Origin of the sequence: Nostoc sp. DedQUE09, from assembly GCF_034530915.1 — a bacterium.
Taxonomy (GTDB): domain Bacteria; phylum Cyanobacteriota; class Cyanobacteriia; order Cyanobacteriales; family Nostocaceae; genus Nostoc.
This window is the reverse complement of record NZ_JAVRCE010000004.1, coordinates 54,220-68,730: the sequence shown is the minus strand read 5'-3', so window position 1 is coordinate 68,730 and position 14,511 is coordinate 54,220. Positions and strand designations below refer to the sequence as shown.

The window sequence follows — 14,511 nt, the reverse complement described above, 5'->3', positions numbered from 1 at the left end:
ATGCATTCATTTCGGTCTGAACCTATTTTGTGGATTCACGTTGCTGGATTGGCAACGTTACCTGTTTTTTTAGTACTCTGCTTATTGTTCCTGTCTGTAGGCGAACCGTTTTTGCCAGTTTGGGTGGAGCTAGTCTTAGTTGCCTCTATTGGTGTTCTCCCCCTGCTATGGATGCAGTTGCGTCGCCCTTTTTATATATTTGCTCTTTTAGGAATAGCCCTAAAGCCAGAAAATCTGACTGAACGGCAGCGAAAAATTCTCTGTTTAATTAATACAAAGTTAAATCGGATACTCGCATTAGTTGCAGCAGTATTATCAGTTTGGGTACTGTGGAATCTTTACCAAATTGCCCCATTAGTAGCAAATTCAGCTAAATTTCTTCCACAATGGCGTAGCCTTGCATTAGTGCTTGCGGGATTAGCCTTTTTGGGCAGCAATCTATTTTTACAAATACCTGTGAGTGTAATGCGAGTTTTGGTGATTAATGAGACAGAATTCGCTGGCATCGAGCCATTATCTTTAGAAAAGATTAAGCAAGATTTCACCATTTTAGGAGTGCGGGTTAATCAAATCGTGCCCCGATTATTGCAATCCTTATTTAGGATAAATACAGATTCGTAATAGTCCCTAAAGTGTATTACAGCGGATTTCAAGTTGGTAAGGTACACCAGCTAAGTCTGTTACCCATGTATAAAGCGTGTTTTACTCCTGAATTCTGCTGTATTTGACTTTAAAGGACTAGATAGAAAAGCAAGGGGAGGCAGGGGGTAAAGGAGCAGAGGAGAATAAATAACCAATGCCTAATGCCCAATGCCCAGTTACCGTTGAAGTTTGAAATAAAGGAATAAAGAACTATGGCTCAAATTCCAGCTTCTAGCGATCGCCAATTTTCTGCCGATACTGAAATTTGGTATAGCCTCAAATGTGCGATCTCCACTAGTTCAGGTTTTCAACGTTGGCAACTAGAACGCGATGCTCAATTAGAGGGAATTCGCTTGGAACATCAGGTACAACGGTATTTAAGAGAAACTTTAGAAACTTTAGCTTACTAAAGACCAAATAAATCTTGTAGGTTTGTTTGCAAGCGGCGGAGTTGACGGTATGCCCTCTCCAAGCGATCACCATCAACTTCCACTTCATTGGTAAAATAATTCTTAATAATTTCAATCAACGATACTTGCCTGTCTTGACTAGCAGAAAGTACCAAAGGGGCTCGTAAAGCCTGCCGATTTGCTCTTTGAGACGGTGTAGAAATAACCTGAATAATTTGAGCCAAAATAATATTACCAATCTGGCTATTTAGCACTCTATCTAAAAATACAAGGTTTACCTTCATTGGCTTTGTTAAATACTGACGAATGGCTTTGGGGTCTTGTCGCGCCAAAGCTAAATTCACTCTTAATGAACGTGAGAGTTCACCTGTTTGGGCAAAGATGGATAGTTCCTCTACAGAAAGTGATTCACGGAAGATACCATACTTCAGTACTACTCGTTCCGCAGCAAAGGCAGGAGTGGACAAAAATAGAAGACAGATACTACCTACTAAAATTAAGGCGTGACGCATCCCCAAAAAATTAAAACACATTTCTCGCAATTTCCAATAGGTTTGCTTTACCTGCGATCGTATTTCAGCAGAATTAGTTGTGGCATCTAGCTTTAGGGAATACTAAAAATCGCCTCATCCCCTTAGTGCCTATAAGAAAATTTTCTGAATCACACAAGATTAGGACTTACGCAAAAAACCTCTCTAACTCTTATTCCCCTATGTCCTTTGTGGTTTTATTTTCCGTGATTTGTGCGTAAGTCCTAAATATAACTAATGTATAAGTTCTATGATCTATCTAAGGAATTTAGCTGAATCAGTGCTAATCATCCAGTATAGTTTGCATGGGTTTTACAGCAGCCACAAAACTGCTACCTTTAACCTTGTTCGACATACCGTAATTCAGCACATCACAGACGGAAAAAATGAAATATCGGGGTTCTCATATTTCTCTAGCGAAAAATTTTCGCCTTCTCTCTAGCAGTCATCTCAAATCTACTTTGCACGTAGGAGCCGGACTAACGGCAATGCTTGTTATTTCTAGTGGCTCAATACTAGTACAGGGTAAGGTTAATGCTGGTGCGAATTACCCAGAAAGTATCGCCCCAACTCGCACAGCGCAAGCTCCTGCAACTGCCGCAGCGATTTACGTTAATCCAGCAACTGGTGCAGATAGGGCTGGTGCTGGTGCCACTTCAGCTGCACCCTACAAAAGTATCAGTTTCGCTCTCAGTCAAGCCCAACCAGGTGCAGTGATTCAATTAGCACCTGGGAACTATAACCAGGAAAGTGGTGAGACCTTCCCACTGTTACTTAAACCAGGGGTGACACTGCGGGGTGATGAAGCTACTAAAGGTCAGGCGATATTAATTACTGGTGGAGGTTTCTACACTAGTCGCACCTTTGCTAGACAAGACATTACTATCCTGGCCGACCAAGATACCACGATCACTGGTGTCACTGTCACCAACCCGAATAGCCGGGGTACGGCTGTATGGGTGGAGTCAACTAATCCCATTATCAAAAACAGTACTTTTACTAACAGTGTCAGAGAGGGTGTTTTTGTCACGGGTACAGGCAATCCTAAAATTGAAAGTAACCTCTTTGTGCAAAACAAAGGGAATGGGATTTCAATTGCTAGAGCTGCCCAAGGAGAAATCCGGAATAACTTATTTCAGGATACTGGTTTTGGTCTTGCGATCGGTGGCACTTCCACACCTCTAGTTGTAGAAAACCAAATTATCGAAAACCAAGATGGTCTTTTTATCTCAGAGTCAGCCAAGCCTGTATTGCGTAAGAATGTCATTCAAAACAATAAACGGGATGGAGTAGTAGCGACTGTTAACGCTTCACCCGACCTTGGCACTAACGAAAATCCTGGTGGCAATCTTATCCGCAATAACACTCGTTATGATGTGAACAACGCCACTAAGACCAGTAAAATTGTCGCTGTTGGCAACGATATCGATCAGAAAAAGATTTTTGGCTCAGTAGATTTTGTTGCCGCCAGTGTTGATGTACCGCCTGGAGGGCCTGTTGCCTTTAAGGATGTGCCAGCAAATTACTGGGCAAAAACCTACATCGAAGCTTTAGCCTCCCAAAATATTATTGCTGGTTTTCCTGATGGCAGCTTTAAACCCAATGAACCTGTAACTCGCGCTCAATTCGCCACTATTGTCACTAAAGCCCTAACGCCACCAAGTAAACGCCCAGCAATTAAATTTAAGGATGTAGCAAGCAATTTCTGGGCTTACGCTGCTATTCAATCTGCTTACCAGAGTCAATTTGTTTCTGGTTATCCCGATGGCACTTTTAAGCCACAGCAGCAAATTCCCAGAGTACAAGCGTTAGTCGCTTTAGCTAATGGTTTGGGCTTAACTGCGAATAATCAGAATATTCTTTCCTTTTACACCGATGCAGCCCAGATTCCTAATTATGCGATCGCTCCTGTTGCCGCGGCAACTGCACGACAACTAGTAATCAACTATCCCACAGTGAAGCAACTCAATCCTAATCGTCAGGCAACTAGAGCCGAGATTGCTGCCTTTGTTTACCAGGCACTTGTCAATGCTGGACGTGCCCAACCCATTCCTTCATCCTATTTGGTAACTGTTCAGTAAATACCTAGTTAGCAAATTGAAAGCGCCAGACTAACAAATTATTAGTCTGGCGCTTCCAATTAATGTGAATTTTTTAAATTTAGGGGTTTTTAAACATAAAAATTGGGGTCTTTAAACATGGCTGACCCCATTTGAATGTGATTGGGTTTATGGTCAGGGTCTTTATATTGGCTGACCCCGTTTCAATGATTTCTATCTTCTCAGAAATTCTTGCTTTTTAGGATTTCCTAATAATTTTTTTATTTTTTCTTTCTTAATATTTTAATCTTCATAAAAGCATTAATAAATTTGAAGAATATAAAGATATATCAAAATAAAGTAGTCAAAAATTAACTAGCTAAAATTTCTCCCTTCAGGAATTAGAATTTTTACCCGATTGGGAGCGTTGTTGCCGACGCTGTTCCCAGCGCCAGAGGAACGCCATTAAGGCAACTATTCCTAATTGGAGAGCTAAACTTGGCATTGCACTCTCAACATTGCGTCCGGCAAGCACTTGGAAGAAAAAGACGAATGCACCAAGTGAGCCAGAAGCACCGAAAGCAATGTAGAAAAATTGTCGTAACCCGCGATAAGGAGCGGCTATTTCTGCTTTGAGGCTGGCATACTGTTCAGGATTAAGCCGATTTTTAGGATTTTGATCTACCATGATTAAATCATGTTATACTCTTAGATTGTGTACGCCGATGTGGCTCAGTGGTAGAGCAGCTGATTCGTAATCAGCAGGCCGTGGGTTCAAATCCCATCATCGGCTTTAATTAAACTATTCTTCAATATTAGAGTTTGACATAAATCAAGCATCTAGCCAAATGGGTGTCAAAAAAATGTCTACGGCGGCAACTACGCACCATACTTCTACAATCCAGCGCCGCAAATCGTTGCATCAACAATCTAACCTTCTGTCATAACTGCTGCTCTTTTTTGTTGGCGTTTCAGCACTCTTAGCGCACCAGAAGCACCAAGAGCGAAAATGCCCAAGTTGATCGCAGGTTCAGGCGCAGACTTAGCCTCAATCGCTGCTAGTGTAGTATCTGCTACTAACTTATGAACGCCTGTTGTTGGATGCACGGAGTCAAAGAACAAATAATTGTTTGGTTGAGAACATACGCTTGTGATTGTCTGTAAATTCCCTACTACGCAAGGGTTAGCCACATCTTTAAACCCAAATGTCCCTGGATTTGCTTGTACTTGATTAAATAGGGAAAACACATCCACAGAAATCAGATTCAGGTTAGAGTTATTGCTAAATTTGTCTAGTTTTTCTGCTAATCTCGTGTTATGGTCATTTGTCAAACTAGTCAAATTGCTAGATAGACCTGTCGCAAATGCAAATGGAATCTTGCCCAAATCAGGCAAGTTAAAGACTAAAATATTTTTTGCGCCAGATGCAGCAAGTAACCCTACTGCATCTGATAAATTCTGGACTGTTTGAGCCGCATTGGTAGCTTGACCAAACACATAATCATTTGCACCTCCCCAAACAGCATAGAGGGCATTTGGATCAAGCTTCTGATTAGCTTGTAGAATAGGTTGCGTCAACAAACCAACTTGCTCTAGTATTCCCGCTAAAGGTGCATTAGGAACAACAGCATTACCTTGACCAGAACTAGCACCGCCCACAGCAAAGTTAATACCTTGATTGGGAATAGTAGTATTTAAAGTAATGTATGGAGAGGGTTGTAATCCTAGCTGATCTCCAAGGTAGTCTACCCACACCTGATCATTGGAAAAACGACCTTGAAAGTAGGGTGGATCTTGGGGAATGGCTGTTGTCGGAGCAACTAAACCGCCAGTAGTAGCGAAAACATTGCCAGTATCAGAAAGACTGTCGCCAAATACATAAAATTTGGTAAAACTCGCAGCACTCGCTTTGGTCGGCAACATCAAAGATAAGAGAACAAATCCTGCTGCTACAGCTTGTTTTTTCATATTTTTTTTACCCGTGATATTTTTTAATTTGTTTAAAAGTAATCAAAGGGCAATAGTCTGACGACTTATCTTTTGACTTATATCATGTTCGCTTGATTACTTATTAAACCCGAAGAACCCCACCCCGCCAAAGCTACGCTTCGTCTCCCCTCCCGAAGAGCGGGGAGGCAGGGTGGTTTCATACGAAAAAAGAAAAATACATAAGTCTTGATTTCTCGTTTTGTGTCCAACCTTTTTCCCTCTCTCCAAACCTCTCCCCCACGGGGGGAGAGGCTTTGAAACCCAGTTTTATGTTTTTCTCTGGTTGTATGAAATCACCCTGCCTCCCGAAGAGCGGGGAGGGGATTAAGGGGAGCCAGTGCGGTCTTGGGGTCTCCCCAAGTGGAGCATCTGGCGTGTGGGGTGCAATGACTGTGGAAATCATAACTAATTATGCGAACATGATATTACTTCAAAACTAAGTACGCCTATTGAGTTAACTTACGTTGTTTTACTTAACTATGCACCAAAAATTCATTAAACACGGGTAAAAACGCTGAAAATACCTAGATTTACATTTTCTTGATAAAAAATAGTTATTTCACAAAGAAATGGCAAATTTTACCACCTTTTAGAAGGTAATTGCTCACTTTTATGATACCGATAGACTAACCGCCTTTTAATTTCAAAGCCTCAGTAGCCGAAACACCCTCACCCTGACTACCGAAATACCACAAAGCCGTAGCAGCCTCAGCACGAGTTACTGGTTTTTTGGGTTGAAACAGAGTCGTATAACCAAACACCCGCCGAATATTCGATTGTTCGCCATTTTGGTAATCAGCCAACACTGCTTTTAAAGCCTTCGGCTCAATTCGCGCTGCGTCTTGGAAACCCCAGGTTTGTTTGACCGAATCTAAGTTAGCAGAGGGTAAAGCTTGGCGAGTATCTAGGGGTAATTTCCACAGCAGCAACTGTTCCCGCGTTAGAGGTGCATCAGGACGAAATGAAACTACTGTAGAATCTCCAGATAATGGACTGGGAATTAACCCAGCTTCAGCTAATCCCTGAATTGCTGGGAAATCAGGGTCTTGTGCTGACACATCACTAAAAGCTGGTTGAGTACTTTCTGATGCCAAGCGAATCTGTTTAGCTGGATTGTTGGTATACACAGCATTGTTAGCAGCGATTAGCCAACGGGCATATTCCCGATGTGTAACGGTTTTACTGGGTTCAAACTGATTAGTTGTAGTAGTGGAGTTGCTCTTAGTTGTCTTTGCTTCTATAGATAAAACACCTAATGCAGCCAAGTCTTGGATATGTTGCCGCCATTCTTGTGGTGCCTTGTTCAGATCGTTGAATACCTGAGATTTAGGGGTGGCTGTAGGGATTGTTTGGTTATTAGCTGTGCTTGGTGGCTGTGCTGCCAAGTTTGTGGGTGGTACTGGGCCAATGAACTGTGAACTTCCCGGTTGAGGAACAGCGTTAGCAGTTTCGTTAGGATTTGTAGTTGAAGTAGATTGTGCTGTTGCTGTACTATCCGGTACGTAATCAATCAGTAATTCAGTGGCTGTTTGGGGTTGATTAGGTGTGGCGTTAGTAACTGATTTGGGCTGAATGGAAACCTTCAACAGCAAATCGTTGCGACGTGCCTCAAAAGCTCCTCCTGTATCATCTGTTGGCTGTTGCAAAATCTGCCAGTTATTTGTTTGAAACTGGCTGCGATAAAAACTAGCAATAAAATTACTGGGGTCAGAACTTAACCAACGAGTTGAGATTTTGTTTTCTGAGCCGCTAGCAGGTGTAACTTCCTGTAGTTTGGCATTGGAATATAAGGGGATATCTTTAGGAAAATCAGATGGTAACTGAACTGCTGATTCATTTTGCTGTGCTTGCGGTTGATTATCTTGGGATTCTCCAAAGACAACTTGATCGCTTTGCAGTTTCGGATCTGCCGCCAAAGATTGCTCAAGGTTTTTGGCGACTGGGCTATTAGCACAGGCTGTTAACGAAGTGAGTATAGCAGCCCAAATTAGAAATACAGCTGGACGTTTACAGGGAAGCACAGGAAATCACAAATTGAGTTTCAATTCCTACCCTAGCGCAGACTGTCCATTAAATGGAAATGGGGTATGGAGCATGGAGAAGAGACAAGGTAGACAAGGAAGAGGGGGTAGACAGCTCAATAATTCTCCCTTATCCCCTCGTCTCCCTGTTATCTTCTGATTCTCTATATCACCAAAAGACACTACCGACTCACTACGTCTTCTTCGTAAATGTCTATGTTGATGATATCTTCAAAAATGAGTAAACGGTAGCAAAAGCTACCGTATTGTCTTCGTTTTACAGCCATTAGGTTTTGATAATTCCTATGCTTATTTATAGAGTTCCCTAAAATTCTGGAAAACTAACATTTTTGGGAAAAAACATAAATAAACCTGAAATCCTTGATATATAAGAGTTTTATGATTTGGAAGTTCGTAATAAGGACTTTAGTATTTAGATGAGGGCTAGAGCCTCCGACTACAAACCGATCTATACTAGATTGTGAACCAATTTTTCAGATAGTTATCTAAACATCCAAGTTGTAGAGCAGATAACTGATTGATAACTGCTCAAAAAACAGTTTTGCTAGCAAAAGCTTGAATCTACTTACCAGATGCACTAGTTGTAATGCGATGCCTACGGTGGGCACAACCTACGCCAAGCAACTGAAGTGATAGACTAAGAATAAAGTCCCCCTTAGCCTCACCCAAAGAGGGGAATAAATCGAGTTAACTAACACTGGCTGAAAAGCGATTCTGGAAATTATTCATCTGACGATGGTAAGGTGAGTAAGGCAATCTCTGGAAAATGCCAATGTGAAGCAATTCCAGGAAATTAGCGTAAGTTCGTTCTTATTGGCGACTGGGATAAATAGGTAAAGCAGTCAAGAGTCGCAGCAGTTTCCCTAGTATTTCTAAATTGATTTTCTAGAGAAAGTGCTACTTGTGCTGTAGTCAAGAGTTTCTTGACAGCCTCGAAAGCAGTGAGTGCTTCGTCTAAAAGTGCGTAGTTTACCGTCGTAGGCATCGCCTCTATGTTATCCAAAACTTTCCCTCAATCGACCCATCCCCTGTTATTCTGGGATAGGGCTGTAGTTCTTCTAGGAAAGCTGGAAGGTGCGCTTCGCAAGTTATAGAAGTAGTACATAGTTATCTATGGCTGTTTTTCCAATCCTAGTTAATTATTGGCTTGAGGCGAAAAAGACACTTCATCAAATGCACTGGCGGTTGAAAAAAACCTCTACAAACTTGGTCTGAACAGTTAACAGCTTCCTGATAGATTAGATACAATTAGCATCTGTGTTTTCTTGGGCGATCGCTTACTGAAAGCGAGTACTCAAATTGACATGGTGCTGCACTAGCCGATTTGACATAGCATTAAACCTTTCACCTGGTGGCTCTGGCGAAAATTTTTGATTCAGGGCAAATTAAGACTTATATTCAAGGGGCTTGGGTGTTTCTTGGAGATAAAGTTAACCAAACGAGAGCAAAAGGCTGAATAAGATATGTCTGATGTCAAAAATGCAGATCGGATAGGAGAATGAAAATCTAAAATAGATATTAAGAAGAAAAAACAACGACCATCGACAACCGTCAGTCCTTTTTACTTTCTGTAAAGCGTCACCGGGTTGTTACCAGTGCTGAAACACGATTACATGCAAGTTTCCCAGGATCAGCCTATTTATTCTGAAGCTCCACTCCAGCTGTTACTGTTTGTCGATGGACGCCCCAAGTCCCGCCAACAGGTGCAGCGAATACGTGCTTACTTAAAAGAATTGCAGGCTGAGTATAGTTTTGAACTTCAAACTATTGATGTTGGTCAACAACCTTACTTAGCAGAACACTTTAAATTGGTAGCAACGCCAGCTTTAATCAAAATTCACCCGGAACCACGACAGGTTTTGGCTGGGAGTAATATCATAGCGCAATTGAAAAACTGGTGGCCTCGCTGGCAAGCCGCTGTAGACGCCTATTTGAAATTACAGGAAGACTTACAAGAACGGATAGACGATAATGCTAGGGTGACATCACCCAAATCCACTATCCGTTCAGTTGCTGTTTCTGCCGAACTCATCCGACTCTCAGACGAAATTTTTCGCTTAAAACAAGAAAAAGATAACCTCCAAGAGCAGCTACAGTTTAAAGATCGGGTGATTGGGATGCTGGCACACGATCTCCGCAATCCCCTAACAGCCGCAGCGATCGCCATCGAAACTCTCCAATCTAACTACAATTTAGAGACAGGACAATTTCAGCGCCTCAAACCATCCTTGACAGCGCATCTATTAAAACAAGCCCGTAATCAAACGAAGATCATTGATCGGATGATTGCCGACCTTTTGCAGGTAGGTCGTGGCAAAGATACAGAATTTCCTATCTTACCACAAAAAGTACAGCTAGGTAAACTGTGCTTAAATGTACTAGAAGAATTGTGCGATCGCTACACCGCCAAATCCCAAGAGGTCGAAACAGATATTCCCAACGACTTACCTTATGTATATGCTGACCCAGAACGCATCCGGCAAGTCCTAGTAAATTTATTAGATAATGCCATCAAATACACCCCAGAAGGTGGCAAGATTAGCATCGCCGGATTGCACCGCACTACTCAAAAAGTTCAGTTTAGTATTGGCGATACTGGGCCTGGTATTCCTGTAGAGAATCGCGATCGCATCTTTGAAAACCACTTCCGCCTGCAACGGGATGAAGGTACAGAAGGTTACGGCATTGGTCTTTGTCTATGCCAACGCATCGTTCTGGCACACTATGGTCAAATTTGGGTGGATTCTGCCCCCAATAACGGAGCATGGTTTCACTTCACACTGCCAGTTTATCCTTCTTAGGTAATGGGTATTGACAAATGACCAATGACAAATGACAAATGACAATTAAGAACTTGAGACAAAGCGATCGCGTCCCCCGGCCTTTGCTTGGTAGAGTGCTTTATCTGCCAGCACGATCAACTCTGAAGGTGAAGATTCCCAAGTCGGGACAACAGTTGCCACCCCCATGCTGAGAGTGACGTGCTGACTCACCGCAGAACCGTCATGAACAATTTGCAAATCTTTGATTCCCGTTTGAATTGCGGCGGCAACGTGAAGTGCGCCAGATGCAGGAGTGTATGGCATAATTACAGCAAATTCTTCGCCACCATAACGCGCTACTAAATCCTGATGTTTTTGTGCCTTAAGGCTTAAGACAGCACCCACCTTTTGTAAACATACATCCCCTGCCGGATGGCCATATTTATCATTATAAAATTTAAAAAAGTCGATATCACACAAAATCATTGACAAGGGAAATCCCTCTTGTGCAAGATTAATCCATTGAGTATTGAGATAATCGTCAAAGCGGCGACGATTAGCCAACTCAGTTAAGCCATCTACATTTGCAAGGTGATGCAAAGCTTCGTTTGCCGCCTCTAACTGTTTGTACACTTGTGCTTGCTGTAGCAGTCGGCGCAACCGCTGGCGTAATACAGGCCAGTGAATTGGCTTAGTAACATAATCAGTCGCTCCCGCTTCAAAAGCACGGTTTACAGATTCCTCATCGTCCAAGCATGTGATCATCAAGATGGGAGTGCGCTCCCATATTTTGGAGATAACCGTATTGTTAAGAGTCGAGTCAGTATCAAAGGTGGCAAGGGCTGAGATTAAATTATTCCTGGCAATTTGGAGCAAGTGCTTACAGCAAGTAAAGCCATCCATCACAGGCATTACAGCATCTAGCAAAACTATATCCGGTTTGATAGTCTCGTAAGCATCTAAACATTGCTTACCATCATTAACCTCGACCACTCGATAACCTTCTTGTTCCATTGCTTTACGCAACAATACCCGGATGGTCTTGTCATCATCAGCCACTAGAATCAGTGGTGGTTGCTTAGAAACAGAAAATGGGCTTATGCCTGACATGAGTTGCCTTCCACTTGCGGGACTATCCTGAAAAAGGCCGTGCAACTCAATCGCATAGGAGCGATCACTATTTTCATCAATGCCAGGATTTGCGTCAAAGGTTTGTCTGGCTTGACAATCAACTGTTTTTTGACAATGGACTGCCCAATGTTGTTGGCCCAAGCAAGCGGTAGATAAATAAGTTGCATAGACAATCTGTAATTGGAACACGAAGGCAATTGCTACCTTTTTGTTCAGCGATGGTTATGGGAGGAAATGTTACTTTTATATTTCCCTATTGTTAAAGTCAAATTACGATTTTTTTGAGAATTACAAATACACACCTTAATTCTTTAGTTGTGTAGTTAATTGAGAAACCTAGCGATCCAGAGCAAGGCAATTGCCAAAATACCCTCAGAATATAGTTAATACTAAATACTAATATCACCTGACTGAAATTTATTTAGTCTATCCGACAAGGCTTGCTGAGGTTTAGTATAATTACATAAGATTGAGATAAAACTTAGTGCAAAACTTTATTTTCAAGTGACTTCATAACCATTCCGCTCTAGCCATAAACCGCCCAGAACTCACGTTGGCTAAACAAACAAGCAAAAGCTCTTACAAAAACCATCCAAACCTATTGACATTCGCTAAATCTTAAAAATGCCAGACCCATTAATGTACCAGCAGGATAATTTTGTTGTTCTAGAAACAAATCAACCAGAACAATTTATGACACCATCAGAGCTATTAGAAAAGCTCAAAATAACTCTTCAAAAACTCATAACTCAAGATTTACCGCCTGACTTGCAAAAGTTTGATACTGTGGAAACTCAAGCCCAATATTTAATTGACACTAGCTGCGAATTAGATATTGGCCCTGGGAAATATTTACAGTGGTACGCAGTTCGTTTAGAAAAGTAAATTTTTGGTAAGTGCTTGAAAGAATCCTAAAGAAATTTTAAGCAAAAATTGTTGCCCATCTCCCCGACTTATTCAAAAAGTTGGGGAGTTAAATCGTGGTTAAGGGAATTCCCAAAAGAATAATTACTAATTCACAATTCATAGTTAAAGACACTGTACACTAGTCCACACACTCATCAAAATTTAGTGGTCAACAAGAGAATGGAAAGTACAGGAGCCACCACTAATTGTAAATTATGAATTATTAATTATTTTGACTGTTGCAAAAATATGGTCAACAACAAGTCATAAAGGAATGAAGTTTGGGTAACGATAATTTTTGCTTTTGACTATTGACTACTGACTAGTGATTCTTTTTGAGTATTGATTAGCGCTAGCTCAATTGTATTTTCAGATGGCTGCGTTATTTGAATTTCCAATCCAGGACCAAAATAATTGGTCATTTTTTCATGCTTTTTTTGCCACACATCAATTGGTATTAGCGGTGAATCAAATTCTAAAATTAGGGCATAGCTTCCATTAACTTCTGTTTCTCGTAACCCTGTGACTGTTGGACGTTCTTGGTCATTGGGACTCAAACCCAGAAAAGAAAGTGTTGTATCTAGATGAGCATCTTGACCATAGCAATATCGGGTAATGTCTTTGCGAATTTTATTTTGAGTATCAGTTGCTTGCTGCTGGCGCAGTATCAATGTTGACGGTGACGTAGTTTGGGTAAATGGTACTGGCTTAAGTTCATTAGCTTTTAGTGCCAGTCCTCCCAATAATAGAGGAATCCCGTAAAAAAATCCGACAAGATTGAGTGTGGCATTGTTATCAGCATAGGCAATAAAGCCAATGATGGTTAATATGCCACCGATAGTTAGACCGAGTGTTCCCAAAGAGATTTGGCGTAGCATGAGCTTAAATTAGTATAAAGTCTGAATACCTTAGTTTTATTATCATCGGCTATGAGTAACAAATTAGGGAAGAACATTGTCCCCAGGCGCTAGTATTCAACTAATCCTAAATTGCCATATTAAGGCGGTTACAAACCGCACGCCAGTTGCTAAAGAGACGGAAGGGAACACACCAAGAGGGAACAAGTCAGGCATTACATTACCGCCTAAAGCACTGGCTTCGTATAAACGAGACTTTACCCACCTTTGTGTTTGTGGTTTTCAAACACTCAATTTTTCTTTAATCCACATTCGCGCAGTATCCCGTAGGGAAGGCAAGTGACTTTAAGTTGACCATTAAGGGTCTATAGTGTCCCAGAATATTAGATTTTGAGTTAACTTTAAATTTAAAGGTAGTTAAAGATAGGAAAAAAATAATGGATCTACAGACTATAAAAGAACGAATTGTCGCAGTTCAAAGTAAACGCGATTACCTATTAAGCTTACTGGAGCAACCAAACCTGGGAACTTTGAGAATTGACGTAAATCAGGCTTTGGAAGAACTGGATGAACTAATTGACGAATTTACACGCACCATTCCGGGAGAGTAGAAGTTCTCAAAAGTTACGTCGGTTTAACCTCAACTTCAGGCTAGACCGACGTTATTCACTAGTATCATGTCTTCAAATCCCCAGAATTCAACTAAGCCTGAGTTGGCGAAGCAATAATCACTGCATCATTTATCCTGCCACTGAACCATCTCCTGCACCCTGACCTAGCTGCCTAACTAAGGCAATAAGTTCGCTTGTAGGTACATCTTTCTTGCAAACGTTATCAAAGCTAGACATTGCCTTTGTTCCGTGAAAACTTACGTCTTCCACTGAGGAGTAAGCCAGTATCTGGGTGTTCGGAGATATAGCTTTAATGTGACTAGACGCACTCCACCCATCCATGACTGGCATCTGTAAATCTAGAACAATTACGTCAGGATGGCAACGTTTAACCATTTCTATAGCTTCTTCACCATTACTGGCTAAACCTACTACTTGAATATTTTCCTGGCAAGAGAAAACCAATTGTAAGGTTAAGCGAGTCAGCTCGTGGTCATCAACTACTAAAAGACGCAAGGTAGAAAGCTCGCAGGATAACATTAACATTGAGGGGAAAGACAAATTTATTCAGAATAACCTTTCCAGTTTATGA

General features: G+C 41.4%; 14 protein-coding genes and 1 tRNA gene. 7 read left to right on the top strand and 8 right to left on the bottom strand.

Translation table 11 applies throughout. The annotated features are described in order from the left end of the window. Entirely contained in the window at positions 1 to 621 is a 621-nt protein-coding gene (locus tag RMY27_RS03780) for a low-complexity tail membrane protein (RefSeq protein WP_289796855.1), read from the top strand. 233 nt (positions 622 to 854) lie between these two features. Then, positions 855 to 1,052: a hypothetical protein gene (locus RMY27_RS03775; RefSeq protein ID WP_322660560.1), complete on the top strand. Its 198-nt coding sequence runs from the start codon at positions 855 to 857 to the stop codon at positions 1,050 to 1,052. Here the strand turns inward: RMY27_RS03775 and RMY27_RS03770 are convergent. Further along, positions 1,049 to 1,585, bottom strand: coding sequence for an alpha/beta hydrolase (locus RMY27_RS03770; protein ID WP_322660558.1), 537 nt, complete (start codon positions 1,583 to 1,585; stop codon positions 1,049 to 1,051). The two genes, RMY27_RS03775 and RMY27_RS03770, sit on opposite strands and share 4 nt — an antisense overlap. 383 nt (positions 1,586 to 1,968) lie before the next feature. Here RMY27_RS03770 and RMY27_RS03765 point away from each other — a divergent pair, with 383 nt between their 5' ends. Beyond that, positions 1,969 to 3,663 (top strand): DUF1565 domain-containing protein, encoded by a 1,695-nt coding sequence (locus tag RMY27_RS03765; RefSeq protein ID WP_322660556.1) that lies wholly within the window; start codon positions 1,969 to 1,971, stop codon positions 3,661 to 3,663. A gap of 352 nt (positions 3,664 to 4,015) precedes the next feature. Here RMY27_RS03765 and RMY27_RS03760 read toward each other — a convergent pair whose 3' ends face one another. Next, positions 4,016 to 4,309 (bottom strand): DUF3493 domain-containing protein, encoded by a 294-nt coding sequence (locus RMY27_RS03760; protein WP_322660554.1) that lies wholly within the window; start codon positions 4,307 to 4,309, stop codon positions 4,016 to 4,018. A gap of 33 nt (positions 4,310 to 4,342) precedes the next feature. Between RMY27_RS03760 and RMY27_RS03755 the strand changes: the two genes are divergently transcribed. Further along, positions 4,343 to 4,414: transfer RNA gene (locus RMY27_RS03755), tRNA-Thr, on the top strand. Between the two features lie 137 nt (positions 4,415 to 4,551). On the opposite strand, the gene RMY27_RS03750 is transcribed toward RMY27_RS03755, so the two are convergent. The 3 genes from RMY27_RS03750 to RMY27_RS03740 form a co-directional block, all read right to left on the bottom strand. Then, positions 4,552 to 5,589 carry an SGNH/GDSL hydrolase family protein gene (locus RMY27_RS03750; protein ID WP_322660552.1) on the bottom strand — a complete coding sequence of 346 codons (1,038 nt, stop codon included), beginning with the start codon at positions 5,587 to 5,589 and terminating at the stop codon, positions 4,552 to 4,554. Between the two features lie 647 nt (positions 5,590 to 6,236). Then, complete coding sequence (locus RMY27_RS03745; RefSeq protein WP_322660550.1) at positions 6,237 to 7,631, bottom strand: S-layer homology domain-containing protein; 1,395 nt, start codon at positions 7,629 to 7,631, stop codon at positions 6,237 to 6,239. 814 nt (positions 7,632 to 8,445) lie between these two features. Next, complete coding sequence (locus RMY27_RS03740) at positions 8,446 to 8,655, bottom strand: hypothetical protein (RefSeq protein ID WP_322660548.1); 210 nt, start codon at positions 8,653 to 8,655, stop codon at positions 8,446 to 8,448. Positions 8,656 to 9,247: 592 nt separating this feature from the next. Between RMY27_RS03740 and RMY27_RS03735 the strand changes: the two genes are divergently transcribed. Beyond that, on the top strand, positions 9,248 to 10,453 hold the full coding sequence (locus RMY27_RS03735; protein ID WP_322660546.1) for a histidine kinase: 1,206 nt from the start codon (positions 9,248 to 9,250) through the stop codon (positions 10,451 to 10,453). Between the two features lie 45 nt (positions 10,454 to 10,498). Here RMY27_RS03735 and RMY27_RS03730 read toward each other — a convergent pair whose 3' ends face one another. After that, positions 10,499 to 11,524: a PleD family two-component system response regulator gene (locus RMY27_RS03730; protein ID WP_322660813.1), complete on the bottom strand. Its 1,026-nt coding sequence runs from the start codon at positions 11,522 to 11,524 to the stop codon at positions 10,499 to 10,501. Positions 11,525 to 12,169: 645 nt separating this feature from the next. Between RMY27_RS03730 and RMY27_RS03725 the strand changes: the two genes are divergently transcribed. Continuing rightward, complete coding sequence (locus RMY27_RS03725; protein WP_322660544.1) at positions 12,170 to 12,430, top strand: chlororespiratory reduction protein 7; 261 nt, start codon at positions 12,170 to 12,172, stop codon at positions 12,428 to 12,430. Between the two features lie 329 nt (positions 12,431 to 12,759). Here RMY27_RS03725 and RMY27_RS03720 read toward each other — a convergent pair whose 3' ends face one another. Beyond that, positions 12,760 to 13,329 carry a DUF2854 domain-containing protein gene (locus RMY27_RS03720; RefSeq protein WP_322660542.1) on the bottom strand — a complete coding sequence of 190 codons (570 nt, stop codon included), beginning with the start codon at positions 13,327 to 13,329 and terminating at the stop codon, positions 12,760 to 12,762. A 416-nt stretch (positions 13,330 to 13,745) separates the two neighbouring features. On the opposite strand from RMY27_RS03720, the gene RMY27_RS03715 reads away from it, so the two are divergent. Continuing rightward, on the top strand, positions 13,746 to 13,919 hold the full coding sequence (locus RMY27_RS03715; RefSeq protein ID WP_322660540.1) for a hypothetical protein: 174 nt from the start codon (positions 13,746 to 13,748) through the stop codon (positions 13,917 to 13,919). A 129-nt stretch (positions 13,920 to 14,048) separates the two neighbouring features. Here RMY27_RS03715 and RMY27_RS03710 read toward each other — a convergent pair whose 3' ends face one another. Beyond that, positions 14,049 to 14,465 (bottom strand): response regulator transcription factor, encoded by a 417-nt coding sequence (locus RMY27_RS03710; RefSeq protein ID WP_322660538.1) that lies wholly within the window; start codon positions 14,463 to 14,465, stop codon positions 14,049 to 14,051. Positions 14,466 to 14,511 lie beyond the last annotated feature (46 nt).

What these genes read in the sequence shown, in the direction of transcription:
- RMY27_RS03750 (WP_322660552.1), bottom strand. Translation starts at nt 5,589, where the DNA reads ATGAAAAAACAAGCTGTAGCAGCAGGATTTGTTCTCTTATCTTTGATG.
- RMY27_RS03730 (WP_322660813.1), bottom strand. Translation starts at nt 11,524, where the DNA reads ATGTCAGGCATAAGCCCATTTTCTGTTTCTAAGCAACCACCACTGATT.
- RMY27_RS03720 (WP_322660542.1), bottom strand. Translation starts at nt 13,329, where the DNA reads ATGCTACGCCAAATCTCTTTGGGAACACTCGGTCTAACTATCGGTGGC.
- RMY27_RS03715 (WP_322660540.1), top strand. Translation starts at nt 13,746, where the DNA reads ATGGATCTACAGACTATAAAAGAACGAATTGTCGCAGTTCAAAGTAAA.
- RMY27_RS03775 (WP_322660560.1), top strand. Translation starts at nt 855, where the DNA reads ATGGCTCAAATTCCAGCTTCTAGCGATCGCCAATTTTCTGCCGATACT.
- RMY27_RS03710 (WP_322660538.1), bottom strand. Translation starts at nt 14,465, where the DNA reads ATGTTAATGTTATCCTGCGAGCTTTCTACCTTGCGTCTTTTAGTAGTT.
- RMY27_RS03760 (WP_322660554.1), bottom strand. Translation starts at nt 4,309, where the DNA reads ATGGTAGATCAAAATCCTAAAAATCGGCTTAATCCTGAACAGTATGCC.
- RMY27_RS03765 (WP_322660556.1), top strand. Translation starts at nt 1,969, where the DNA reads ATGAAATATCGGGGTTCTCATATTTCTCTAGCGAAAAATTTTCGCCTT.
- RMY27_RS03780 (WP_289796855.1), top strand. Translation starts at nt 1, where the DNA reads ATGCATTCATTTCGGTCTGAACCTATTTTGTGGATTCACGTTGCTGGA.
- RMY27_RS03770 (WP_322660558.1), bottom strand. Translation starts at nt 1,585, where the DNA reads ATGTGTTTTAATTTTTTGGGGATGCGTCACGCCTTAATTTTAGTAGGT.
- RMY27_RS03725 (WP_322660544.1), top strand. Translation starts at nt 12,170, where the DNA reads ATGCCAGACCCATTAATGTACCAGCAGGATAATTTTGTTGTTCTAGAA.